The organism is Pedobacter sp. UYP1 (assembly GCF_040547305.1).
GTDB lineage: Bacteria > Bacteroidota > Bacteroidia > Sphingobacteriales > Sphingobacteriaceae > Pedobacter.
Window position 1 is genome coordinate 334,329 of the sequence record NZ_JBEPPL010000002.1, and the last position, 23,202, is coordinate 357,530.

Below are 23,202 nucleotides of genomic sequence, written 5' to 3' on the forward strand. Positions count from 1 at the left end.
ACCTGAGTTTATGCTATTGAAACCAATTCATCATTCGAGATTTCTTCATACAAAGCATAGAAGTTCTCGAAATTTTCGGTTAAATTAAAGGCTAAAGTTGGCTTATTTGAATCTTTAACAAATTTTAACACATTTGCATCGATTTTCTCATCAGCCAAAACTACAGCGTCAGAGTAAGTAATTGCACCGATATGCAAAGTATTGCTGTCTGCATTTTCGAAAACTTTGGTGTCGTCTGCTGTCATGTTGTTCATCACTGCTTTTTTATGCAAATCAGCATGTAAAGTTTCAGTGAAGCAGTTTTCATAAACAGAATAAACTACTTTAGAATTCTTGAATGTAGGGTCGTTTTTGTAAGAAGTTTTGATGTAAACAGGAACCAATGAAGTCATCCAGCCGTGGCAATGCACGATATCCGGTGCCCAGCCTAACTTTTTAACAGTTTCCAGCGCACCTTTACAAAAGAAAATTGTTCTTTCGTCATTGTCTGCATAAAACTTGTTTTCTTTATCTCTGAATACATACTTGCGCTGGAAATAATCTTCATTATCCAGGAAGTAAACCTGCATACGAGCTGCTGGAATAGATGCGACTTTGATAATAAGCGGGTTGTCATTGTCATCAATCATGATGTTCATTCCAGATAAACGAATAACTTCGTGCAGCCTGTTCCTCCGTTCATTGATATTGCCGAACCTTGGCATAAGAATGCGGATCTCAAATCCTTTTTCTTGCATTGCCTGAGGTAATTGACGGGTAATCTCTGAAATTTTGGTGAGTTCCAGGAAAGGCGACATCTCGTGTGTAACAATCAGTAGCTTCGTTTTTGCCATCTCCATATTTGTGAATAAATATTTATGTTAAAGAAAAGATAATCAAGGGGCAAAGGTAAGCAATTTATTCAAATTTATCAATATCTTGCTTAGATGTTTTGTTGGGATTATATAATTAACCAACTTTGGACTTTGAAATTTTACAACCCGGTTTGGAAGTTATAAATACAATAGCAGGATTAAATAGCTTGCTGAAGCCACTAAAACTGGCTCAACAAAAAATAGCATTAGTGCCTACTATGGGCGCTTTGCACAAAGGACACGTATCTCTCGTTAAGATCGCTCAACAGCATGCAAATGTTGTAGTTTGCAGTATTTTCGTGAATCCAACGCAGTTTACTGACCCTAAGGACCTGGAAAAATATCCAAGGCCATTGCAGCATGATATTGAAATGCTGCAGGATGCGGGATGTGATTATGTGTTTATGCCATCCGTTAAAGAGATGTATCCTGTGCCTGAAAACTGGCATATTGACCTCGGACCAGCTGAATTTTTGCTGGAAGGAGAGTTCAGAAGAGGACATTATCAAGGCGTAACTCAAATCGTTAAAAAGCTTTTTGATGCAGTTGATCCTGATCTGGCGTTTTTTGGTCAGAAAGATTTTCAGCAGGTATTGATGATCCGTAATATGGTTGCTCATTTCAATTTGCCGGTGAATATCATTTCCTGCCCTATTATCAGGGAAGAAGACGGGCTGGCAATGAGTTCGCGGAATATTCATCTCTCTGCTGAAGAACATGAGCACGCGCTGGTACTGAGCAAGGCATTGACTTATGTGAAAGATCATTTTCATACAGAAAATATAGATATCTTATTAAAACAAGCCATAGCTATCATTCAAAGCGTAAAAGGAGTTGAACTCGACTATTTTACGATTGCGAACAGTGAGACACTTCTTCCGGAAAAAGATAAAGCAGCGCAGCATCTGGTTGCCCTGGTTGCGGCAAAAGTCGGAGAGACCAGGCTGATCGATAACATGATGCTGAACTGACAAGAATTACAATGAATCAATATAATATTATCTAACTTTACAGCATGATTATCGAGATCTTAAAATCGAAAATACACCGTGTCAGAGTGACACAGGCGGAATTAAACTATGTAGGCAGCATCACAATTGATGAAGACCTGATGGATGCCGCGAATATCATTGCTAATGAAAAGGTGCAGATTGTCAATAATAATAACGGGGCAAGATTTGAAACCTATGTGATTAAAGGTGAGCGCGGTAAAGGTACTGTATGTTTAAACGGTGCAGCTGCCAGACAGGTGCAGGTTGGAGATACCTTAATTATCATCTCTTATGGCTCTTTACCTATTGAAGAAGCTAAATTGTATAAACCTATTCTGGTCTTCCCTGATGATAACAATCATCTGCTGAAATAATTATTTTTCTGAAAGATACTATGCAACCATAGTATCTTTCAGTTTGAAATACTAAATTTGGCAAAAAGTAATTTTCCAAAAATAATTATTATGCTATTTCAACTAAGTGAAGAACAATTGATGATCCAGCAGGCTGCGAGAGATTTCGCGCAGCATGAATTAAAGCCTGGTGTAATTGAAAGAGATGAACATCAAAAATTTCCGGCAGAGCAGGTGAAAAAACTTGGCGAACTGGGCTTTTTAGGAATGATGGTTTCAGAAAAGTTCGGTGGAAGCGGGTTAGATGCGGTTTCATACGTACTGGTTATGGAGGAGCTTTCTAAAGTTGACGCTTCAGCTTCAGTTGTGGTTTCTGTGAATAATTCTTTAGTTTGTTATGGCTTAGAGGCCTATGGTTCTGAATTTCAAAAAGAAAAATATCTTAAGCCTTTAGCTTCAGGACAACAAATCGGTGCATTTTGTCTATCAGAGCCAGAAGCAGGTTCGGATGCCACTTCTCAGCAGACTACTGCCGAAGATAAAGGTGATTATTACCTGTTAAACGGAACAAAAAACTGGATCACCAATGGAAGCAATGCTTCTACTTACCTGGTTATTGCACAGACTCACCCTGATCTTAAACATAAAGGAATCAATGCTTTTATTGTAGAAAAAGGAATGGAAGGTTTTACAATTGGGCCGAAAGAAAATAAAATGGGGATCCGCGGATCTGATACACATTCTCTGATGTTCAATGATGTTAAAGTTCCTAAGGAAAACAGAATTGGCGAAGATGGTTTTGGATTTAAGTTTGCGATGAAGACTTTAGAAGGTGGTCGTATCGGTATCGCCGCTCAGGCTTTGGGTATTGCGGCTGGTGCATACGAACTGGCACTTGCTTATGCTAAACAACGTAAATCATTCGGTAAACCAATTGCAGAACATCAGGCGATTGCCTTTAAATTGGCAGATATGGCTACAAGTATTGAAGCGGCGAGAATGCTGGTTTATAAAGCAGCCTGGTTAAAAGATCAGGGCTTACCTTATACGCTTGCTGGCTCTATGGCTAAGTTATATGCTTCTAAAGTGGCAATGGACGTGACAGTTGAGGCTGTTCAGGTGCATGGTGGTTATGGGTTTGTTAAAGAATACCATGTGGAGCGTTTAATGCGTGATGCAAAAATTACACAGATTTATGAAGGTACTTCTGAAATCCAGCAAATGGTAATTTCAAGAGAGATATTAAGATAATTAATAAAAAACTTTATAAAAAGGCTGTTTTTTGTTTTGAAAACAGCCTTTTTATATTTTAGTCGTTGTCAGTACCAGCAATCGTACCGAATAAAGCTTTGATAACAGCCACAACAATCCCTAAAAATGCGGCAGCGAAGAATCCTGAGGTATTAAATCCTTTCATCATACTATCTACTAATAAAATCATTAAAACGGTAATGATGAAAGACATCAGGCCAAGTGTCAGAAAGTTGATTGGGAAAGTGAGCAGTCTTAAAACGAAGCCAATGGTCGCGTTAGCTAGTGCAATCAGTACCGCGGCGATAATAGCGGTTCCGAACCCATCAATGTGAACTCCCGGAACAAGGTATGAACCCAGCAGCATGGCCAGACCCATTAATAAAATTTCAATAATAAGTTTCATAATGTTTAGTTTTAAAAAATGTACAGCTGTTTATTAAAATTCCCTCCGGTACTGTTTGGAATGGCTTGTTTAATGTCATGTTCCTCAGCAAATAATAAGCCACTTTCTGTCCGTTTTTCAACAGATAGTTCTGCGATTATCTTTTCAGATATCGATCCTGCTGGTTTGGGACTGATCAGGAATATCCCAGGGGTGGATACAGCACATGCCGATTTGATTACTGTTTTAGAGACGCCTTCCGATGAGGATACTGCAGGTATGGAGCATGATGTGCCGGGCAAACTGGAAGTAACGGACAGTACTTTGGTTTTCAGACCTTCTAAATCATTTATTTCAGGAAAAAATTATTTAGTAATCTCCTATATGAATGCGAAGTTTGCCAGTACAGAGAAGATCATCAGTGGTCAGCTAAATCATAGTGTAAAGCCTCAGCAGGTCACACTAAAGCGTTAAGTCTTTAATTCTTCTGCATTTAATTTTTTTTTATTTTCTGTTTCAGGCTGTTATTTAATTTTTTTAAATTAGTTCTGGTAAACAGCATATGGATTTACAAGCGGTATTTGTTTTTATTTTTGAAATAAAATCCCTACCTTTGCACTGATATAGAGGGGCAAGAGGGGGCAGATGTCCCCTCTTTTCTTTTATCCGCAAATTGGTTTATGCAAGTAGAGAAGAGAGTAATAGAGTTAGTAGAGGAGAAAATTTCGGACAGACCGGAGTTATTTTTAGTTGAGGTAAAGTTGTTGCCTGGCAATAAGTTAATCATTCATGTGGATGGTGACGAGGGTATCAGTATTCAGGATTGCGCTGCAATTAGCAGACATGTTGGATTTCATCTGGAAGAAGAAAATACTATTGAGAAAGCATATAACCTGGAAGTTTCCTCTCCTGGTGTTGGCGAGCCTTTAAAGCTTCAAAGACAGTACGAGAAAAACATCGGACGCGAATTGAGTGTTAAAGTTACCGGAGGTGATATTATGGAAGGAAAACTGCTGGATGTAAATGAGCAGTCGATTACCATTGAAGCGAAAGTAAAAGAAAAAGGAAAGAAAGCACAATTGGTTGAAACCAGTCTGGACTTTAGTAATATAATAGAAACAAAGGTTTTAATTTCATTTAAATAAAAATGAGCAATATTAATTTAATCGATTCATTTCAAGAATTCAAAGAGTTCAAGAACATCGACCGTCCTACGGTGATCAGTGTGCTGGAAGAAGTATTTCGTAGCATGTTACGTAAGAAATATGGTACTGATGAGAATTGTGATGTAATTGTTAACCCTGATAATGGTGATTTAGAGATCTGGCGTACAAGAAAAGTAATGGAAGACGGCTTTTCTGAAGATGATGATCTTGAAATAGAATTGGCAGAGGTTAAGCAGTTAGATGCAGATATGGAAGTTGGAGACGACTACATTGAGCAGATTACTTTAGAGAGTTTTGGAAGAAGAGCTATTTTAGCTGCACGTCAGACATTGGTATCTAAAGTACTTGAATTAGAGAAAGACGAAATCTTTAAGAAATATAAGGACAGAGTTGGAGAAATCGTAACAGGAGAAGTTTACCAGGTTTGGAAAAAAGAAACGTTAGTACTGGATGATGAAGGTAATGAGTTAATCATGCCTAAAACTGAACAGATACCAGCTGATTATTTCAAAAAAGGTGATACTGTACGTGCGGTAATCTTAAAGGTGGATATGATGAATAGCACACCAAAGATTATCATTTCAAGAATTGCTCCTGAGTTTTTACAACGTTTGTTTGAAATTGAGGTTCCTGAGATCTTCGACGGTTTAATTACGATTAAGAAAATTGTTCGTGAACCAGGAGAACGTGCTAAGGTAGCAGTGGAATCTTATGATGACAGAATTGACCCGGTGGGTGCTTGTGTTGGTATGAAAGGTTCACGTATACACGGTATCGTGAGAGAACTTAAAAATGAGAATATTGATGTAATCAATTTCACTAATAATATTTCTCTTTATATCACAAGAGCTTTGAGTCCTGCTAAAATCACTTCTATCAAATTGGATGATGTAACTAAACATGCTTCGGTTTACCTGAAGCCTGACCAGGTTTCTCTTGCAATTGGCCGTGGTGGACATAATATCAAGCTTGCCGGTAAATTAACTGGTTACGAAATTGATGTTTACCGTGAAGCTGGTGAAGAAGATGAAGATGTGGATATCGAAGAATTTTCGGATGAAATCGATAGCTGGATTATCGATGAATTGAAATCAATTGGCTGTGATACAGCAAGAAGCGTACTAGCGCTGTCAGTAGACGAATTAGTAAAAAGAACTGATCTGGAGGAAGAAACTATTAAAGAAGTTATCAGTATATTACAGTCAGAATTTGAATAAGCGTTGACTTGATGAGAAAAAACAAGAATAAACGTTACTTTTGTATAAGAATTAAGAAAAAATAGGATATCAATGTCAGACGACAAACCAATAATTTTATTCAAAGCAGTTAAGGAACTTAACGTAGGGATAGCTACGGCCGTTGAGTTTTTAGAAAAGAAAGGCTTTTCTGTTGAGAATAAACCCACTACTAAACTCTCCCGCGATATGTATAATGCATTATTGAAAGAGTTTCAGGGAGATAAAATCGTAAAAGAAGAAGCCAATCAAATTGTTATAGGTAAAATTCGTCGTGATGAGCCTGAAGTAACTGAGAAAGTTACGGATGCACCTAGAAAAAATGTTGAATTCGAAAGCGAGGGTATTTTAATCAAAAACCTTCATTCCTATGCTCCTCCTACAGTTGAGAAACCTAAGGAAGAAGTAACTCCTGCCCCTGCTCCTGAAAAAGAAGCGGCAGTGGAAAAGGAAACTGAAAAGGTTGAAGAAGGCACATTAAAAGGTGTTAAAATTGTAGGGAAAATTAATCTTGACGATTTAAACGCTAAGACCCGCCCTGCAAAAAAAGAAGAACTTCCAGCTGCTGAAGTTGTGAAAGCTGAAGCTCCGGTTGTACCGGCTGCTCCCGTTGAAACACCTGCACCAGCAGCGATTATCCCGGAGGCACCTAAGGTAGTTCAGGAGGAAGTTAAGCCAGTAGAAAAACCTATTGAGGCTAAACCTGTTGAAATTAAACCTGAAGTAGTTAAAGCTGTGGAAGAAGAAGTTAAAGAAGAAAAACCAAAACCTGTGGAATCACCTGTTGTTAAAGCAGAGCCGGTTAAAGAAGTTGTTGCACCGAAAGCGGATAAACCTGACGAAGTTGAGGTTATCAAAGCCCGTTCTGTAAAACTTTCCGGACCAAATATTATTGGTAAAATTGTCTTGCCGACAACACCTGAACGTAAATCGCAACCTGTCGCTTCTTCGGCGGACAGTAATGATGCGAAAAGGAAACGCAAGCGTAAAAAGGCTCCGGGTGCACCTGGACAGAATCAGTCGTCGGGAGGTAATCCTTCAGCGCCTGGTCAGCAAGGAGGAAACAATCCTGCTACACCTGCAAAACCTGCAGGCGTGCCAACTTTTACCAACAGACCTGATTTCAGGAACAATACAAACAATACTGCCAACAGGCCAAACTTTAGAAACAGCAAACCAGGCGGACCTGGAGGCTCTAAAGAAGAACCTACGGAAAAAGAAATACAAGATCAGATTAAAGCAACGCTTGCACGTTTAAGCGGAGCTGGTAAATCTGGTAAATTTGCACAACGTGCAAAACTGCGTCGTGGTAAACGTGATGATGTGGCTCTTTCTGCGGAAGAAGCTGCAATGGAGCAGGAACTACAGTCTAAAGTGTTGAAAGTAACAGAATTTGTTACGGCAAACGAATTAGCGAGCATGATGGATGTACCGGTTACCAAAATTATTGGTACTTGTATGAGTCTTGGTATGTTCGTTTCGATCAATCAGCGTTTAGATGCAGAAACATTAACGATCGTTGCAGATGAGTTTGGTTACGAAATCCAATTCGTTAAACCAGATGATGAAGGCGATAGTATTATTGAAGAATCAGATAATCCTGAAGATTTAGTACCAAGAGCACCGGTAGTTACGATCATGGGTCACGTCGATCATGGTAAGACCTCTTTACTGGATTATATCCGTAAAGCGAATGTTGTAGCTGGTGAAGCAGGTGGTATTACACAGCACATTGGTGCTTATATGGTAACTACACCAACCGGTAAAAAGGTAACCTTCTTAGATACACCGGGTCACGAAGCCTTTACAGCGATGCGTGCACGTGGTGCGAAAGTAGCGGATATTGCAATTATTGTTGTTGCAGCGGATGATGCAGTGATGCCTCAGACTAAAGAAGCAATTGCCCATGCTCAGGCAGCTGGGGTTCCTTTGGTATTCGCCTTCACAAAAATTGATAAGCCGGGAGCAAACTCTGATAAGATTCGTGAGCAGTTATCGATCATGAATATCTTAGTTGAGGATTGGGGTGGTAAATTCCAGTCTCAGGAAATCTCAGGTAAAAGCGGCTTAAATGTTGATCTTTTATTAGATAAAGTATTATTGGAAGCTGAATTGTTAGAACTAACAGCTAATCCTAATAAACGCGCTACTGGTAGTGTAATTGAAGCGACCTTAGATAAAGGACGTGGTATTGTAACTACTGTACTGGTTCAGGCTGGTACTTTAAAAGTAGGTGATCCGATTTTAGCGGGTAGCTATAGTGGTCGTGTGAAAGCGTTATTTAACGAACGTGGGCAAAAAGTAGAACAAGCTGGACCTTCAGTACCGGTACAGGTATTGGGTATGCAGGGCGCACCTACAGCAGGTGATAAGTTCAATGCTGTAGAGAATGAGTCTGAAGCGAGAGAGATTGCAAACAAACGTTTACAATTAATGCGTGAGCAGGGCTTGAGAACTCAGAAACATATTACACTGGATGAGATTGGCCGTCGTTTAGCGATTGGTAACTTTAAAGAACTTAACCTTATTGTTAAAGGTGACGTGGATGGTTCGATTGAGGCATTAGCCGATTCATTACTGAAACTATCTACTGAAGAGATTCAGATTAATATTATCAGTAAAGCGGTAGGTCAGATTTCAGAATCTGATGTATTGTTAGCTTCGGCTTCTGATGCGATTATCATCGGTTTCCAGGTTCGTCCTTCTTCAGGTGCAAGAAAGCTTGCTGAAGCTGAGCAAATCGATATTCGTTTGTACTCAATCATCTATGATGCGATCAATGAGATCAAAGCTGCGATGGAAGGTATGCTTGCTCCTGAATTCCAGGAGAAAATTACTGCAAACGTTGAGATCAGAGATACATTCAAAATCACGAAAGTGGGAACGATTGCTGGTTGTATGGTATTGGATGGAACGATTACCCGTAACAGTAAGATTCGTATTGTAAGAGATGGTGTGGTTGTTTACACTGGTGAGCTGGCTTCACTGAAACGTTATAAAGATGATGTGAAAGAAGTAGCAAGAGGTTACGAATGTGGTCTGAACATACAGAACTTTAATAACATTGAAGTTGGTGATATCGTTGAAGCTTACGAACAAGTAGAAGTAAAAAGAAAGTTATAAGTTTATAAATAACACATGCCAAAAGGCCCTGTTAATGAATCTTGTAAAAGATTTTTAACAGGGCCTTTTTATGAACAGAGGTTTGGGCTTAGTGCCTATATTTTTATCCAACCTGCCGGCAACAGTGCAGAGGTATCGTATTGATCTCCATGGAGCCATTTTTTAGGGCCTATAACGATCTTTTCCGGATTGTTATTAAGCCATGCTGCCCACCAGCTAAAACTGCTGTTTGCAATGATATTATGCTTGCATGCACTCATTAATTGCATGTCAATGTAACTCTGTGTACCTGTATTCCATGAAATAAATTCACAATTCTTAATATTTAGGTTATTAACGCACCAATCAATGTCATTAGAGAATATGAAGAATTTTGCAGCATCTGTTTTGGATTGTATGATTTGTATGGCCTGATCATAATATTCTTTTTCACAAAGTCCTCCAAATGCAGGATGATTAACATAATCGCCTCTCCTAACATGTACTCCAACACTGTTTGCTTGTTCTATTTTTTCTAGTATATCAATATTTTGTTGAGCTGTTAATGCACTGAATTTAAAATCTTTTCTTATCTCATCAGCAATATCAATAAAGTAATTTTCATTTTGCCAGAAGCCTGAATAATACCTTGATTTAGAATCAGAGAAAATTGCAGGATCAAATGTGAAGTCTTTTTCTTCGGCTTTATGATACTTTTTTAAGTTAAGAACTCTTCTTATCTTTCGATAAATCCATTTTCTATTTTTTATATCGTAAATACCACCTGTAAAGGGAGAGACTTTATTTATGGTTAATTGGAAAATATCTTCTAGTTCGTAGCCATTGTGTGCGGTATCGAAATTAAAACTATTTAAATCAGCTTTAACATCTGGAAATTTCCTGTCCAATGCTTTATAACAGGCATATTGAAACATTTGGTTACCTAATCCGCCTAAAAAACGAATAATTTTCATGATGATGTTTTGTTAAATAATGCAGATCATTAAATTTTCATAGTAATCAAGTTAAAATAGGCCCCTTAGCCACCTTTTGAAGCGCCTTCTTAATAGATTATGTCTTTTTATCTGTTCGTCAATTTTGTAATCGCGATTAAGGACTGAATAATCTGCTTGTTTTTCGGGTAAGATATACTTCGGGTACGTTATTTCAGTAATTTCTTCTAACGGAAGATTAGAATAAACACTGTTTAAATCTATTGTATGGGTTGCATCTTTCCTGAAACCTATATTGGAAATGAGGTTTACATTAGGGTTAACAGAAAGCCCCCCATTAAAGTAATTAAGAAATGCAAGTTGATAATCCCAGGTATCTATTTCACCGGCTTTAACCCTTTTAAAAATGTTTTTCCAAATCTCTTCAACAAAAGAGTTATTAAAAATGGTACGTAGCTGGGCACCTACTTCATCTTCATAATATATTTTAAGATCTTTATCGTAATCTTTCCAGACTCTTCTCCAGCTGGCCCAGCCCCAGACATGCGTCTGGTTTGCAAAGTATATAGTTGTATCACCCCATTTTTTTCCTAATCCATTATTACAGCCTGCGATATGTCTTATGCGTGTATCAAACCGATACTTCTCAAGCAAGGTATCGCAGTAATAAAAAAAACTTTGTGCCGGCAGACAATCGTCTTCTAAAATAATACCTTCCTCTTCATGTTCAAAAAACCAGTCCAATGCGGATGAAATAGCATTTTTACAACCCAAATTGCTACGACGAAAGAGTGTTTTAATTTCACACTCCCAATCAATTTGCTGAACTATAAAAATTGCTTCCTGGCACAATTTCGTTTCATTTTTACGATCAGGGCGGGGTCCATCTGCAGCAATATATAATCGTGGAGGTTGTGCCTTCCTGATTTTATTAAAAACTCTTATTGTAGTATCGGGTCTATTGAATATAAGAAACAATACTGCGGATTTAGTTTGATGGTTAGTTAAATTACTGGTATTAGTATTCATCTTTTATTAATAGTTTATAACAATCTATTGTCTGATCAAGACACTTCTGAAAAGTAAAGTCTTTAATCCGCTCATGGCCATTATTGATGAGCTGCAATCTTAATGCAGCATCATTAATTAACATGAAGACCGTTTGGTGGATTGAATTTATATCCTTTGGATCAAAATAGCTTACTGCATCACCACCGATTTCCGGCAAACAAGAGCTGTTACTACAAGCAATTGCGCAACCGTTTTTGAAAGCCTCTAAAATAGGTAACCCAAAACCTTCTTCAAGTGAAGGATACAAGAACATTAAGGCATCCTGATAAAATTGTATTAGCTGAGAGTCAGTTGCATCTGTTTGTTTGACATATTCTAAAATGCCATTTTTTCTAAAGAGTTCTATTTCATCATTGTTAAATTCCCCACCACCGGCGCAGATGAGATACAGCTCTTTTTCATGGGTTATAATTGGAGAAATGGCATTGATTAAAGGTTCAAAATTTTTATACTGTGCAAACCTGTCTCCAACATAGAGCAAGAACCGTTTAGGTAAAATTTCATTTGCCGCTGTTAATATGTTTTCAGGAAGACCATGATAAACAACCTTTATTTTATCAGCCAGGTGTGGGTAGTGACGTAAGATTTCTTGCCTGGTGTACATTGAGATAGCTATGATAAGGTCAGCTGATTCAATCATAATTTTTTTCTGATTGATTGTTTCTTCAACGTCTTTAAATAAATGAGAAAAGTTTTCATGAATCATGTCATGAACTGTTATTACCAATGGCTTTTTTAAATTTTCTAAAAAGTATGGATTGTAATAAGTTGCATGCAGAAGCCCGAAATTATTCTTGCTGATCTTGTGATTTGCATAAGAGAGATTCCAGTTATTTCTTTTACGTTTTTTTTTAAGAATAATTTTAGCAATCCAGCTCACTAATAAATGTGGAAAATTGCGTACATAATAATTAGTCGAATAGACAAGAGGAAGTTCTGCTTTAAATTCTTTTGTTTTGTTAACACCTTCAATCAAATTGGCAAAATATCTTGATATACCACCATAGTTTTGCAGATCAAACATCTGTGGTTCGTATATTATTTTGGATTGTTTCGGCATGTATAAATTGTAAAGAGTGCTTATAGTTCCATTGATTTAACAATGAATGTTCTATGGTGATAAATTGCTAACTTTACCAAAGTTAATCAATCAATCCTTTAACTAAAGGAATATAGCTGTTTCATTTGAAATTATGTTAGAGAAATACCCTAAAATAACTGTAATAACACCATCTTTTAACCAGGGAGCATATCTGGAGCATACCATAACTTCGATTTTGAATCAGGGGTATCCTAATCTGGAATATATTGTTATTGATGGTGGTAGTACGGATCATTCGGTAGAGATTATAAAAAAATATGAGCACCTTTTAACTTATTGGGTAAGCGAAAAAGATAATGGTTTATATCATGCTTTGCAGAAAGGATTTGCGCGGTCAACGGGTGAAATTATGTGTTGGATAAATTCTGATGATATGCATCATAGAAGATCCTTAATGACTATAGCAGAGCTTTTTAAAGATTTTCCGGATATCAACTGGATCATGGGAAAAAATACCTTTTATGATGAGCAGGGCAGGGAGTTTATTTATGGCACTAATATGTTTAATGAAAGGTGGTCAAAGTGGAAAATGTACGATCAGGATGGCGAATATATTCAACAGGAATCTGTTTTCTGGAGACGTAGTTTATGGGAGAAATCGGGTGCTTATATAGACACAAATCTTTCTCTTGCTAGTGACGCTGAGTTATGGTTAAGGTTCTTCAGACATGATCAACTTTATTCAACAGAACTTTTGCTTTCCGGATTCCGTTTCAGAAGTGGAATTCAAAAGAGTAAAGATCAAAGGGAAGAATATATAGTGGAACTCAGTACTGTTATTCAACGGGAGCTAAGTATAGGAAATACAAGAGCTTATTTTCAGTTTATGCGTTTTATAAAATTTTTCGCAAAGCTTGTTCCCCTATTTAAATTAAAAAGTAAAATTATTATGAAAGTTATGGCTATGCCTCCAAAAATAGTTTATAACCCTGATGGAACTTACAGATTTAGCTGGAAATAGACCTGTTAGCTCTATTAAATAACCACCATTTTAATTCTCTGAACAAAAATCTTGACCAGATAGAGAAGCCAAAATACTTAAGCATCAGACCACTTTTTTCTTTCTCAAAGAGTTCGTCCTTTGATAAAGAAGATATACCTGTTTCGTTGAAATCAGCAATTACAAAATCGGCAAACTGAATTTTGAAATCTGGGTCAGCCCAGCATTTCATATTGAGATGATGGTCTGCTGAGATGCGGTATCTTTCGTCGAAATGATATTTATCAAAAACCCTTTTAGGGTAGATCATAGATTGGTGACAGATCCCTATTTTGGCTTGGTTATATGGGCTCAGGTAGCCTAAATATTTTTCTTTGCCCTTCAGTACACTTCCATAGTATATGGCGTTTTTTTCTTGAAGGCCATTTAACATGCGGGAGAAATCGGTTAAGAGGAGATCGTCGGCGCCTAAAAAATAAACCCAATCTCCAGTCACCATTTTTAATGCCTTATTCATAGCATCATATATTCCATTATCCTTTTCACTGATCCATTTCGTTATTATATCACTATTTTTTTTCAGAATATCTACTGTTCCGTCCTGGCTTAATCCATCAACTACAATAACCTCCAATGGAGTATATGTTTGTTTTTTAATACTGTCCAGGCAGTTTTGCAAATCCCGGACTGCATTATAGGTGACGATAACAATAGATACTTTGTCCATGAAAAACTTATTTTTTGATATTAATCTTGATGGTATTGTGAAATACCCAGTTCACAGTTTTTTATCGCATCTTTTAAAGTACGATTAAGAATTTCGTCATTCACTAATAAATGAGTCCTGGCTATCTCAGGATGATAAATATGAAAAGTAATCGCAGCAAATTTAATAATCCTTTTCTTTATACCAGCATTTATAAGCCTGATAGCAAGTTCACTGTCTTCTCTTCCCCACCCTACTATAGCTTCATTATATCCGTTCACCTTCAATAAGTCCGTTTTCCAGAAAGCCATGTTACAGCCCCGTACATAAGTAATATTACCTGCTTTATACCTGGTGGCAAGGAAATCGGTAAGAAAGGACAACTTTATTCCATTCGAAAAATTGGTTATTCCTTTTGAGAAAACGGAAACTTTAATATTAGTTTCCTTGATTAATTTCGCTGATAACGCAGAAGACATATTGACACGCGTACCGGAAACAAAGCTTCCGGGGTTTGCGAATTTCATATGATCACTAATAAAGTCCTTTTCAAGGATGAGGTCTCCGTCAATCTGCACGATATAGGGTTTGGAAGCTTTAACTATTGCTTTATTTCTGATTTTTGAGAGCTGAAAACCATCATCCTGCTGCCAGACATGAATTAAAGGGATTGGAAAGTTTTTCTGATGCCTTGTGATGAGGTTTTTAGTTTCCTCAGCAGAGCCATCATCTGCAATAATAACTTCATCAGGTAATATGCGTTGTTTACTAATGCTGATCAAGCATAGGTTTAAAGCTTCAGTCCAGTTATAGGTAGAAACGATTAATGAAATACCTGGAAATACTGGATCATTCATATTTGATTGACTTAGAGTTGTGTAATACCATTATCACAAACTTTTATTTTTTTTTGGAGCGTATCTTGTACTACTTGTGCATGTATTGGTTCGTTTGTTCTCGGGCTTTCTCGATGTGACAAATGAAATTGAATAGCCTTGAATTTAACTGCTTTCTTCAATTTTCCATTATTGATAAATCTGGCAGCAAGCTCCTCATCCTCGTGTCCCCAGCCTTTAAGTTCGTTATTATATCCGTTGGTCAGCAAAAAATCTGATTTCCAATAAGCCATGTTACTTCCTCTTACACTATTTGAATTTTTTATTTTCTTTTCAAATAAAAATGCCAGCAAGGGTAAACGAATTGCATTAAAGCGGTTAATTATCCCTTTGGACAAGAAATTAAAACTGATCTTTTCGGCGCTATAAATCTCAGGCAGCATTTTTTGAGTAATATGAGCGCGTGTACCCCTCACAAAAACATCTGTTTCAGCAAGTGATTGATGATCTTTGATAAAACTCTTATCCAGGATAACATCTCCATCTATCTGAACAATATAATTCCCTTTAGCGTTTTTAATGGCAGTATTTAAGCTGATAGATTTTCGGAATCCTGAGTCTTCGTGCCAGATATGAATTAAAGGAACTGGAAAATTACGCTGGAATTTTTCAATTAATAATTTAGTATCCTGTCCTGATCCGTCATCTGCAATGATAACTTCAGCGGGAAGCACCTTTTGATTTTTAATACTTAATAAGCATAAATTAAGTGCTTCCGGCCAATTGTATGTAGCTACTATAAGGGACGTTATAAGCATATAAAATGATTAATCTGCAAAAGTCTGCATATCTATTAATCTTCTGTAAAGACCATTCTGATTGAGTAAAGCAGAATGGTTCCCAGATTCGACAATTTTACCGTTATCAACCACAAGTATCATGTCCGCATGCTGAATTGTACTTAACCTGTGCGCGATTATAATAGACGTCCTGTTTTCCATCAATCTGTTCAGGGCATCCTGCACCAGTCTTTCTGATTCCGTATCCAATGCTGACGTAGCCTCATCAAGGAGCATAATCGGCGGATTTGCTAATACAGCTCTGGCAATACAAATACGTTGTTTCTGTCCTCCTGATAATTTATTTCCTCTGTCTCCGATACTGGTTTCATAACCGTTCTCTGTATTCAGAATAAAATCATGGGCATTGGCGATTTTCGCTGCCGCAATAACTTCGTCTCTGGTTGCTTCTGGCTTACCAAAAGCAATGTTATTGAAGATAGTCTCGTTGAATAATATGGACTCCTGATTGACAGTTCCCATCTGCTTTCTCAGGCTATTCAGTGCAACATCTTTTAAATTAATGTCATCGAAATAAATACTTCCTGATTTTGGATCGTAGAATCTTGGAATCAAATCAATCATTGTACTCTTTCCACCTCCTGATGGGCCTACAAGTGCAATATTCTGACCTTTTTTGATCGTAAAATTTACATCGCTTAACACCTGTTTTTCACCATAATTGAAAGACACATTTTCAAAACGGATAGTTTCTTTGAAATCCTGAAGTTGTATCGCATTTTCGGCATCTGTCAATTCAGGTTTAGTATCGATCAGATCTAATACCCGTACACCAGCTGCCAGTCCTGAGTGAATGGAGCTGAATGAATCGGACAATGCTTTTACAGGTTGCATAACCTGTGAAAAAGTAGCAATGTAAACCAGGAATTTTGAAGGGGTAAGGTCTCCCTGGTTCTGAAGGATCATACTTCCTCCGTAAAGAACAATAAAAACAACAACTAATACGCCCAGCGTTTGTGAAACTGGTGAGGCCAGCTGCTGTCTGCGTGCCATTTTCCTGTTTAAATCTGAATACAGAAGGTTTTCGTTATGAAATTTATCTTTGATCCGGGTTGTTGCATTAAATGCTTTGATGATTCTGATCCCACCAAGCGCTTCATCCAGAAAACCAATCATTCTGGCAAAACTTTCGTGGGATTCTCTGGCCTGCTGTTTTAATCTTTTGACAATTTTACTGATAATAAAACCAGAAACCGGGATAACCAGAAGAGAAAATAAAGTAAGTTTCAGAGAGATTGATAACAATACAACGATATAAAAAATAAGCTGAACTGGTTCTTTAAATACGACTTGTAAAGTATTGGTTACTGTACCTTGTACAACCTGTACATCTGAGGCAACTTTAGAAATGATATCGCCTTTTTTTTCATTACTGAAATAACCCAGGTGAAGATCCATCACATTGTTAAAAACTGATTTCCGAAGATTTAATAAGGTATGTACTCTCAGGTCTTCCATGAAGCGCTGTGAGAGATAGCGAAAAAGATTCGCTAAAAATACACAGATTACGATGGCTCCGCAGACAATTTTAAGTGTGTATAGTTTGCCATAGTTCTCAATAGTATAATTGATATAGGCGTTAATATGTCCGATGAAATCAAATGCAGATGCTTTTTCCAATAGCGTAGGGCCGGCACTCGCGGTCTTCGAAGAAAAAAGTGTTTCCAATAATGGGCCCAGCATCGTAAAAAGGAGCGTATTGAAAAATATGGCAAGTATAGTTACCAATGCATAAGGAATAGCGTATTTTTCTATCGGCTTTGCAAAGGCGAGTAATCTAAAATAGGTCTTCATTAAAATCTAAAAATTTTTCAAAGTTACGGATTTACGAGCTATTTAATGATGATGTAGTTTTTATATTCACCAATACGCCATCCAGTTAGCATTTCAATCCGGTGCAGAAACATTCTCCGTGGGGATAAGTCTATCTTATTGGGGTTGTGTTTGAAAGTCCAGTCTTGTGCTGCAATCGTGTCTTTCATCGTCGCCGGATGCGGCTCTTCGAAAGGTGCCAGGATATCTGCAACAGTTCCGAAATCGAAGGTCTTGAATTTTTTGTAGTGTTCCAGAACGTGTTCTTTTGGCGCATAATAACTTCCAAAACTCTTTACTTTTCCCAGTAATAAATCCGGGTTACGGCAATAAGAGTAATGAAATATACGGGCATTCAGCAATTTAACCTTTAACTTTCTGCTGTTCGTGTTTTTCTCGTAATCAGCTAATGAAGGATAACTTCTGAATCCTTGTGAATCTTTATAAGAATAATAAGAAGGATCATTTCTGATAATCCTGATTTCTCTGCGGTGCCATTTTCTGGTTGTACCTCTATGTTTGTAATCTCCTATGAAATGAAGAAAATTGAATAAAAACCCCTCTACTTTTTTATCATGGAGGTTATCTTCCATGGCCTTTTTTATTTCAGCCAGGTCATCTTCATGAAACACTTCGTCAGATTGAATATGAAATGCCCAGTCACCAGTTACTGCTTTCAGGCCGATATTGGATTGCTGGGCGAATACTTTACCTCCTTTGATTAAATCATCATCCCAAACGGTATCTATGATCCTGATCTTGTCTGAGCCAATAGCTTCGATGGCCTCGCGTGTTCCGTCTTCCGATTTACCTACCACAGCTATAAATTCATCGCACAAAGGGAGTATAGATTTTATAGACTCAATTACAGGGTATCCGTATTTGAAACTATTTCGCATATAAGTGAAGCCGCTTACTTTCATTTTGATCGCTTTGATAAAGAATTACTAATTATTTATTTTGCTAAAGAATATATATTCTGGTTCTTTGCAGGCAAAGATAGATTAAGTTTTTGCCAATGAAAACCATAGCGCAATATTTGTCGGCCATACAAGAAGGTGATTATTTGTCTTTAGCAAGGGTGCTGACACTTATTGAAAATTCTCTTCCAGGCAGCAGTGAAATACTAAAGGAGCTCGTCATTAATCAAAAGACCCCGGTCATTGGTATCACTGGTCCTCCCGGGGCCGGTAAAAGTACTTTGGTCAATGCAATGATTGACAGCCTTAGTGATCAGAATAAAAAAATTGCAGTACTGGCTGTGGATCCTACTTCTCCTTTTAATCTGGGTTCATTATTAGGAGACAGGGTGCGGATGTCAGCACATTTTAATAAACCAAACGTTTTTATCCGTTCTGTAGCAACACGGGGCTCTGTAGGAGGGCTTTCTGCAAAGATTATTGAGATGACTGATGTTTTAAGGGCAGCAGGTTTTGATTATATTATTGTAGAAACGGTTGGTGTTGGTCAGTCGGAGATTGAAATTGCAGGTTTGGCAGATATAACTATGGTCATTTTAGTTCCTGAGGCTGGTGATGAAATTCAGCATATTAAATCAGGATTGATGGAAATAGGAGATGCTTTTGTCGTGAATAAAGCAGACCGGGAAGGAGCAGACAGTTTTGCAAATCAGCTGAAGAAGATGTTGCATCAACGTGTTCATATCGTGCCCGTATTTAAAACGGTTGCTGATAAAAAGACCGGCGTTGATGAATTATTAGCCTGGCTTACGGGAATGGAAATCCGAAAGAATGAGAAAAAACTATTCTTGTATACTGAAAAAGCATTCAAATTAATACAGAATGACAGAATGCATGATGTGCTGAAAGCTGAACTTCAACAGAAAATTGCTGAAGTTCTAGAGCAGAAAGATTTTAATCTTTACAGGTTTGTTGGAGCATACCTTAAATAACTGCAGAATTACTCCTGAAATAATTGCAAATTATTCCTGTTTGAGTACAGGAGTAGTGAGTTGTTTTTTTTTCCAATGATCGCCTTTTTCATATAAGAAAAATTTTCCCAGCTTATATTTTACTTTTAAATAGCCATTATAATCTGTACCCAATATGCGGTGCGGGATTTCAGGATTGTCTTTTAAAGCTTCAAGAATAGCCTTAGTATAAACAGTAGGCCCTGTCATCTGGTGGACATCGTGCGGATATTTGTTTTGACGGATATTTTCAAGAACCAGCTCCATTGTCTTTTTCAGGAATGGATGTTCAGGGCTGTAAATTAGCGCCCATTGTGCAAATAAATCAGGGTTTCCTTCTTTAGTAATGATCGCAGCATCATCAGGCATAATGAATTGATCCAGACTTCCGTTAATGCCACTGTCAATATCTACGTAGATTCCACCCTTCTTATAAAGGACTGCATAGCGGAAGAAGTCTGCTTTGGCTGCTCCTATATTTATTTTTTTATAAAGGGATAGCACTTCTGCTCCATATTCCTGAGCCAGAAAAGCTTCAATGCGCTGATCGTCATAAAATTCATAGGCATAGTCAGGATTTTTCTTTCTGAACCGTGCAATATGCCACTGGGTTAATAACGGCAGTTTAGACGTTTTGAAGGTCTGGTGTATTATTTTTGGTATTGACATGTTTTCTTATAAGGTTGAGCTGTTCATAATTTCCTCTATTTCTTCAGCTTCCATTGGGGTATTGGCCATTAAGTCGATGTTCCCATCGGCGGTAAGCCATATATTGTTTTCCAATCTGATACCAAACCCTTCTGCCGGGATGTAGATTCCAGGTTCACAAGTCAGGAGGTTTCCCTGCTGGAAAGAGGTGTAGCGGTTGGCAAAGTCATGAACATCAAGACCAAGGTGATGGCTGATGCCATGCATAAAGTATTTTTTGTAAGCCGGATATCCTGAATTTTGATTCTTCACCTCCTCCATCGTGATGAGTTTCAGCTTGATCAGCTGCTCAGTCATGAGCTCACCTGTCTGTTGATTATAGTCACTTCCCGAAATACCGGGCTTCATTAGTTTTATGGATTCCTGCAGTACATGCTGCACAGCTTTGTAGACGCTTTTTTGTCTTGGTGTAAATCTGCCGTTTACAGGAATAGTGCGGGATAAGTCTGCATTATAGTTTGAGTATTCTGCGCCAAAATCCATCAGGATCAGTTCGTTATCTTTACAGATTTGATTATTGTCGCCATAGTGAAGGATGTTTGCGTTGTTGCCGGATGCAATAATTGGCGGGTAGGCATGCCCGGTAGCTTGCTGACGGATAAATTCATGTATGATTTCTGCTTCGATTTCATATTCAGTTACCTCTGGCTTAGTAAATTTAAGAACCCGTATAAAAGCGTCTCTGGTTATGTCGCATGCTTTTTGAACCAACTGAATTTCTCCTTCAGATTTTGTTTCCCTCAACTGACGCATAATTGACGCTGACCTTTCGTAATGATGTAATGGATATTTAGCTTTCATCTCTCCGATAAAACGGATGTCGCGGTAAGCTACGGTATGTGCTTTATTATCATTCTCATTCGTATTCAGATAAATATGGTCTGCATAAGATATAATACTGTGAAGAATATTATCAAATTCGGCTATCCAGTATATGTTTTTTATACCAGAAGCATTTTCTGCCATTGCTTTAGTATATTTATGCCCTTCCCACACTTTAATATGCTCATTTGTCTGTCTTAAAAAAAGGACTTCCCGATATAATGGATTAGGACAATCAGGGTAAAGCAATAAAACGGTGTTCTCCTGGTCTATTCCAGTAAGATAAAACAAGTCACAATTTTGTTTGAAAGGAAAATTCTGATCACCACTTCTTGGGAACTCATCATTAGAATTAAATATGGCTAATGAGTTGTTTTTTAGGTGTTTATTGAAGTTTGTTCTGTGTTTAACAAAGAGTTTGTTTTCTATGTTCTGATATTTCATATTCAGCTTTATCTGTAGACAAATAAAGGGAAATATATCGAATTCCTAAAATTTGTTAAAATTGGAACGGAGTTTGTATATACCTTGTGAGAATTAAAAATTTGTTTAATTTTGCTACACAAAAAAATTATACATTTTTAAATTTGTTTAACCTTAAAAAAGAAAAATTATGAATTATTCTACTTTAAAGAAGGGTTTAGCAGTTTCTTTTGTTGCTGTAATGGGTGTTACTACTCTTGCTTCAGCTCAAACTGATTCTACTTCCACTTCATCTTCAGCTAAAGTGTTTGGCGGAAGAGGCCAGTACAGAACTTGGTCAATTGGTGTTAATGCTGGTGTTTTATCTCCATTCGTTGCGATTGGTGGATCAAATGACTTCAAAAATGCAGACGTTAACTTAGGTTACGGTGTTTCATTGAAAAAACAATTAGGTCATGCTTTCGGTTTAGAAGGTAACATTTTCCGCGGAAAAGTTTCTGGTACAAACAAAGACTTACCAGGTGGTCAAGCAAGTGGTGTTACTGGATTTGAAACTCAAATCGGTTATGCAGCTGACATTAGAGGTGTTGTTAATGTTGCTACTGTAGATTTCTTACGTCGCGAAAACTCAGTTAACTTCTTCGTTACTGTTGGTTACGGTTTAGTTGCTTATGCTCCTAAAGTAACTTCAGTAGGTGGTGCAGTTACTGACTGGAAAGACAAAGCTGGTGATAGCCGTGATAAAAAATACGTTAAAGAAGCTTACATCCCAGTTGGTGCTGGTGTGAAATTCAAAGTTTCTGACCGTGTTGCGTTTAACTTAGGTTACACTATGCACTTCATTGACGGTGATAACTTTGACGGAGTTTACGCTAAAGGAACAACTAAAGATAAATTCTCATACGGTTATGCTGGATTAGAATTCTCATTAGGTTCTAAAGCTAAACCAAACCTTGACTGGGTTAACCCTCTTGCAATTATGTATGATGAGTTAAAAGACCCTTCATTACGTCAAGAAGTTGAAGCACTTAAAACTCGTGTTTCTAACGTTGAAAAATCTGTTGAAGATTTGAAAAAAGATAGCGATGGAGACGGTGTTTCTGATCAATTCGACAAATGCCCAGGAACTCCTGCTGGTACTGCAGTTGATGGTTCAGGATGTCCACTTCCTGTTGCAGCAGCACCTACAGTAGTTAATGCTTCTAACGCAACTGGTTTCGAAACTATCCAATTTGAATTCAATTCTTCAGTTTTAAAAACTGAATCTTACCCTACTTTAGATAAATTATCTTCTGTATTGAAAGAAAGCAATGGTAAAGCCTTAGTAAAAGGTTATGCTTCTAGCGAAGGTACTGCTGCTTACAACTTGAAATTATCTAAAGACAGAGCAAACTCAGTAAAAACTTACTTAGTTAACTCTGGAGTTAGTGCTAGCAAAGTTGCTACAAAAGGTTTAGGTGAAGCAAATCCAATCGCTTCTAACGATACTGAAGAAGGTCGTATCCAAAACCGTCGTGTTGAAACTTCAAGAAACTAGTATTTCTTAAACAACATAGAAAAGGGTTCTGATTTATCAGAGCCCTTTTTTTATGCGCTGGATTTTGATATCGTTCAGGAATATCTTCTCTGTTTCTGGTAGGGCTTGTAGCCCTCAGGGTAATTGCCTTCATTCTCTTATTGATTTCTTTATTTTCATATTTA

At 37.5% G+C, this 23,202-nt stretch carries 22 protein-coding genes; 10 read left to right on the top strand and 12 right to left on the bottom strand.

Features of this window, described 5'->3' with window-relative positions; genetic code table 11:
• Positions 1–8: 8 nt before the first annotated feature.
• Complete coding sequence (locus tag ABIB30_RS05420; RefSeq protein ID WP_068407750.1) at positions 9–833, bottom strand: glycogen/starch synthase; 825 nt, start codon at positions 831–833, stop codon at positions 9–11.
• A 152-nt stretch (positions 834–985) separates the two neighbouring features.
• Here ABIB30_RS05420 and panC point away from each other — a divergent pair, with 152 nt between their 5' ends.
• The 3 genes from panC (at position 986) to ABIB30_RS05435 (ending at position 3,450) form a co-directional block, all read left to right on the top strand.
• A complete protein-coding gene (gene panC / locus ABIB30_RS05425; protein ID WP_354299969.1) occupies positions 986–1,825 on the top strand; it encodes a pantoate--beta-alanine ligase in 840 nt (279 codons plus the stop codon).
• A 44-nt stretch (positions 1,826–1,869) separates the two neighbouring features.
• Positions 1,870–2,220, top strand: a complete 351-nt coding sequence (panD, locus tag ABIB30_RS05430; RefSeq protein WP_111635459.1) for an aspartate 1-decarboxylase — start codon at positions 1,870–1,872, stop codon at positions 2,218–2,220.
• Positions 2,221–2,310: 90 nt separating this feature from the next.
• Positions 2,311–3,450, top strand: a complete 1,140-nt coding sequence (locus tag ABIB30_RS05435; protein ID WP_183891962.1) for an acyl-CoA dehydrogenase — start codon at positions 2,311–2,313, stop codon at positions 3,448–3,450.
• Positions 3,451–3,508: 58 nt separating this feature from the next.
• Here the strand turns inward: ABIB30_RS05435 and ABIB30_RS05440 are convergent, their stop codons facing one another.
• Entirely contained in the window at positions 3,509–3,856 is a 348-nt protein-coding gene (locus tag ABIB30_RS05440; protein ID WP_354299973.1) for a phage holin family protein, read from the bottom strand.
• Positions 3,857–3,874: 18 nt separating this feature from the next.
• Between ABIB30_RS05440 and ABIB30_RS05445 the strand changes: the two genes are divergently transcribed.
• From ABIB30_RS05445 to infB, 4 genes are all read left to right on the top strand, one after another.
• Positions 3,875–4,309: a hypothetical protein gene (locus ABIB30_RS05445; protein ID WP_354299975.1), complete on the top strand. Its 435-nt coding sequence runs from the start codon at positions 3,875–3,877 to the stop codon at positions 4,307–4,309.
• Positions 4,310–4,515: 206 nt separating this feature from the next.
• Entirely contained in the window at positions 4,516–4,980 is a 465-nt protein-coding gene (gene rimP, locus ABIB30_RS05450) for a ribosome assembly cofactor RimP (protein ID WP_354299977.1), read from the top strand.
• A 2-nt stretch (positions 4,981–4,982) separates the two neighbouring features.
• Positions 4,983–6,218 (top strand): transcription termination factor NusA, encoded by a 1,236-nt coding sequence (nusA, locus tag ABIB30_RS05455; protein ID WP_111635455.1) that lies wholly within the window; start codon positions 4,983–4,985, stop codon positions 6,216–6,218.
• Positions 6,219–6,290: 72 nt separating this feature from the next.
• Entirely contained in the window at positions 6,291–9,359 is a 3,069-nt protein-coding gene (infB, locus tag ABIB30_RS05460; RefSeq protein WP_354299980.1) for a translation initiation factor IF-2, read from the top strand.
• Between the two features lie 95 nt (positions 9,360–9,454).
• Here the strand turns inward: infB and ABIB30_RS05465 are convergent, their stop codons facing one another.
• From ABIB30_RS05465 to ABIB30_RS05475, 3 genes are read right to left on the bottom strand one after another with little or no spacing between them, the layout of a single operon-like run.
• Complete coding sequence (locus ABIB30_RS05465) at positions 9,455–10,312, bottom strand: alpha-1,2-fucosyltransferase (protein ID WP_354299983.1); 858 nt, start codon at positions 10,310–10,312, stop codon at positions 9,455–9,457.
• Positions 10,313–10,363: 51 nt separating this feature from the next.
• Positions 10,364–11,320, bottom strand: a complete 957-nt coding sequence (locus ABIB30_RS05470) for a nucleotide-diphospho-sugar transferase (RefSeq protein WP_354299985.1) — start codon at positions 11,318–11,320, stop codon at positions 10,364–10,366.
• Entirely contained in the window at positions 11,310–12,422 is a 1,113-nt protein-coding gene (locus tag ABIB30_RS05475) for a glycosyltransferase family 4 protein (protein ID WP_354299987.1), read from the bottom strand. Before ABIB30_RS05475 ends, ABIB30_RS05470 begins: the two co-directional genes overlap by 11 nt.
• Before the next feature lie 133 nt (positions 12,423–12,555).
• Between ABIB30_RS05475 and ABIB30_RS05480 the strand changes: the two genes are divergently transcribed.
• A complete protein-coding gene (locus tag ABIB30_RS05480; protein ID WP_354299989.1) occupies positions 12,556–13,425 on the top strand; it encodes a glycosyltransferase family 2 protein in 870 nt (289 codons plus the stop codon).
• Here the strand turns inward: ABIB30_RS05480 and ABIB30_RS05485 are convergent.
• The 5 genes from ABIB30_RS05485 to ABIB30_RS05505 are packed head-to-tail and all read right to left on the bottom strand — an operon-like array spanning position 13,412 to position 18,541.
• Positions 13,412–14,131 (bottom strand): glycosyltransferase family 2 protein, encoded by a 720-nt coding sequence (locus tag ABIB30_RS05485; protein WP_354299991.1) that lies wholly within the window; start codon positions 14,129–14,131, stop codon positions 13,412–13,414. The genes ABIB30_RS05480 and ABIB30_RS05485 overlap by 14 nt on opposite strands.
• 20 nt (positions 14,132–14,151) lie before the next feature.
• A complete protein-coding gene (locus tag ABIB30_RS05490) occupies positions 14,152–14,967 on the bottom strand; it encodes a glycosyltransferase family 2 protein (protein ID WP_354299993.1) in 816 nt (271 codons plus the stop codon).
• Between the two features lie 11 nt (positions 14,968–14,978).
• Complete coding sequence (locus ABIB30_RS05495) at positions 14,979–15,764, bottom strand: glycosyltransferase family 2 protein (RefSeq protein ID WP_354299995.1); 786 nt, start codon at positions 15,762–15,764, stop codon at positions 14,979–14,981.
• Between the two features lie 9 nt (positions 15,765–15,773).
• On the bottom strand, positions 15,774–17,600 hold the full coding sequence (locus tag ABIB30_RS05500) for an ABC transporter ATP-binding protein (protein WP_354299997.1): 1,827 nt from the start codon (positions 17,598–17,600) through the stop codon (positions 15,774–15,776).
• Positions 17,601–17,638: 38 nt separating this feature from the next.
• Positions 17,639–18,541: a glycosyltransferase gene (locus ABIB30_RS05505; protein ID WP_183866258.1), complete on the bottom strand. Its 903-nt coding sequence runs from the start codon at positions 18,539–18,541 to the stop codon at positions 17,639–17,641.
• 95 nt (positions 18,542–18,636) lie between these two features.
• On the opposite strand from ABIB30_RS05505, the gene meaB reads away from it, so the two are divergent.
• Entirely contained in the window at positions 18,637–19,530 is an 894-nt protein-coding gene (gene meaB / locus ABIB30_RS05510; RefSeq protein ID WP_354300000.1) for a methylmalonyl Co-A mutase-associated GTPase MeaB, read from the top strand.
• Between the two features lie 30 nt (positions 19,531–19,560).
• On the opposite strand, the gene ABIB30_RS05515 is transcribed toward meaB, so the two are convergent.
• Both ABIB30_RS05515 and ABIB30_RS05520 read right to left on the bottom strand, forming a co-directional pair.
• Positions 19,561–20,217 carry a glycosyltransferase family 32 protein gene (locus ABIB30_RS05515; RefSeq protein ID WP_354300002.1) on the bottom strand — a complete coding sequence of 219 codons (657 nt, stop codon included), beginning with the start codon at positions 20,215–20,217 and terminating at the stop codon, positions 19,561–19,563.
• Positions 20,218–20,223: 6 nt separating this feature from the next.
• On the bottom strand, positions 20,224–21,522 hold the full coding sequence (locus ABIB30_RS05520) for an aminopeptidase P family protein (protein WP_354300004.1): 1,299 nt from the start codon (positions 21,520–21,522) through the stop codon (positions 20,224–20,226).
• A gap of 169 nt (positions 21,523–21,691) precedes the next feature.
• Between ABIB30_RS05520 and ABIB30_RS05525 the strand changes: the two genes are divergently transcribed.
• Positions 21,692–23,038: an OmpA family protein gene (locus ABIB30_RS05525; protein WP_354300007.1), complete on the top strand. Its 1,347-nt coding sequence runs from the start codon at positions 21,692–21,694 to the stop codon at positions 23,036–23,038.
• Positions 23,039–23,202: the final 164 nt, after the last annotated feature.

Excerpts from the sequence above, each read along its gene's own strand:
- ABIB30_RS05445 (WP_354299975.1), top strand. The coding sequence starts at position 3,875 with ATGTACAGCTGTTTATTAAAATTCCCTCCGGTACTGTTTGGAATGGCT.
- nusA (WP_111635455.1), top strand. The coding sequence starts at position 4,983 with ATGAGCAATATTAATTTAATCGATTCATTTCAAGAATTCAAAGAGTTC.
- meaB (WP_354300000.1), top strand. The coding sequence starts at position 18,637 with ATGAAAACCATAGCGCAATATTTGTCGGCCATACAAGAAGGTGATTAT.
- rimP (WP_354299977.1), top strand. The coding sequence starts at position 4,516 with ATGCAAGTAGAGAAGAGAGTAATAGAGTTAGTAGAGGAGAAAATTTCG.
- ABIB30_RS05435 (WP_183891962.1), top strand. The coding sequence starts at position 2,311 with ATGCTATTTCAACTAAGTGAAGAACAATTGATGATCCAGCAGGCTGCG.
- ABIB30_RS05505 (WP_183866258.1), bottom strand. The coding sequence starts at position 18,541 with ATGAAAGTAAGCGGCTTCACTTATATGCGAAATAGTTTCAAATACGGA.
- ABIB30_RS05500 (WP_354299997.1), bottom strand. The coding sequence starts at position 17,600 with ATGAAGACCTATTTTAGATTACTCGCCTTTGCAAAGCCGATAGAAAAA.
- ABIB30_RS05475 (WP_354299987.1), bottom strand. The coding sequence starts at position 12,422 with ATGCCGAAACAATCCAAAATAATATACGAACCACAGATGTTTGATCTG.
- ABIB30_RS05495 (WP_354299995.1), bottom strand. The coding sequence starts at position 15,764 with ATGCTTATAACGTCCCTTATAGTAGCTACATACAATTGGCCGGAAGCA.
- ABIB30_RS05515 (WP_354300002.1), bottom strand. The coding sequence starts at position 20,217 with ATGTCAATACCAAAAATAATACACCAGACCTTCAAAACGTCTAAACTG.
- ABIB30_RS05480 (WP_354299989.1), top strand. The coding sequence starts at position 12,556 with ATGTTAGAGAAATACCCTAAAATAACTGTAATAACACCATCTTTTAAC.
- ABIB30_RS05440 (WP_354299973.1), bottom strand. The coding sequence starts at position 3,856 with ATGAAACTTATTATTGAAATTTTATTAATGGGTCTGGCCATGCTGCTG.
- ABIB30_RS05470 (WP_354299985.1), bottom strand. The coding sequence starts at position 11,320 with ATGAATACTAATACCAGTAATTTAACTAACCATCAAACTAAATCCGCA.
- ABIB30_RS05420 (WP_068407750.1), bottom strand. The coding sequence starts at position 833 with ATGGCAAAAACGAAGCTACTGATTGTTACACACGAGATGTCGCCTTTC.
- ABIB30_RS05490 (WP_354299993.1), bottom strand. The coding sequence starts at position 14,967 with ATGAATGATCCAGTATTTCCAGGTATTTCATTAATCGTTTCTACCTAT.
- infB (WP_354299980.1), top strand. The coding sequence starts at position 6,291 with ATGTCAGACGACAAACCAATAATTTTATTCAAAGCAGTTAAGGAACTT.
- ABIB30_RS05485 (WP_354299991.1), bottom strand. The coding sequence starts at position 14,131 with ATGGACAAAGTATCTATTGTTATCGTCACCTATAATGCAGTCCGGGAT.
- ABIB30_RS05520 (WP_354300004.1), bottom strand. The coding sequence starts at position 21,522 with ATGAAATATCAGAACATAGAAAACAAACTCTTTGTTAAACACAGAACA.
- panD (WP_111635459.1), top strand. The coding sequence starts at position 1,870 with ATGATTATCGAGATCTTAAAATCGAAAATACACCGTGTCAGAGTGACA.
- ABIB30_RS05525 (WP_354300007.1), top strand. The coding sequence starts at position 21,692 with ATGAATTATTCTACTTTAAAGAAGGGTTTAGCAGTTTCTTTTGTTGCT.
- ABIB30_RS05465 (WP_354299983.1), bottom strand. The coding sequence starts at position 10,312 with ATGAAAATTATTCGTTTTTTAGGCGGATTAGGTAACCAAATGTTTCAA.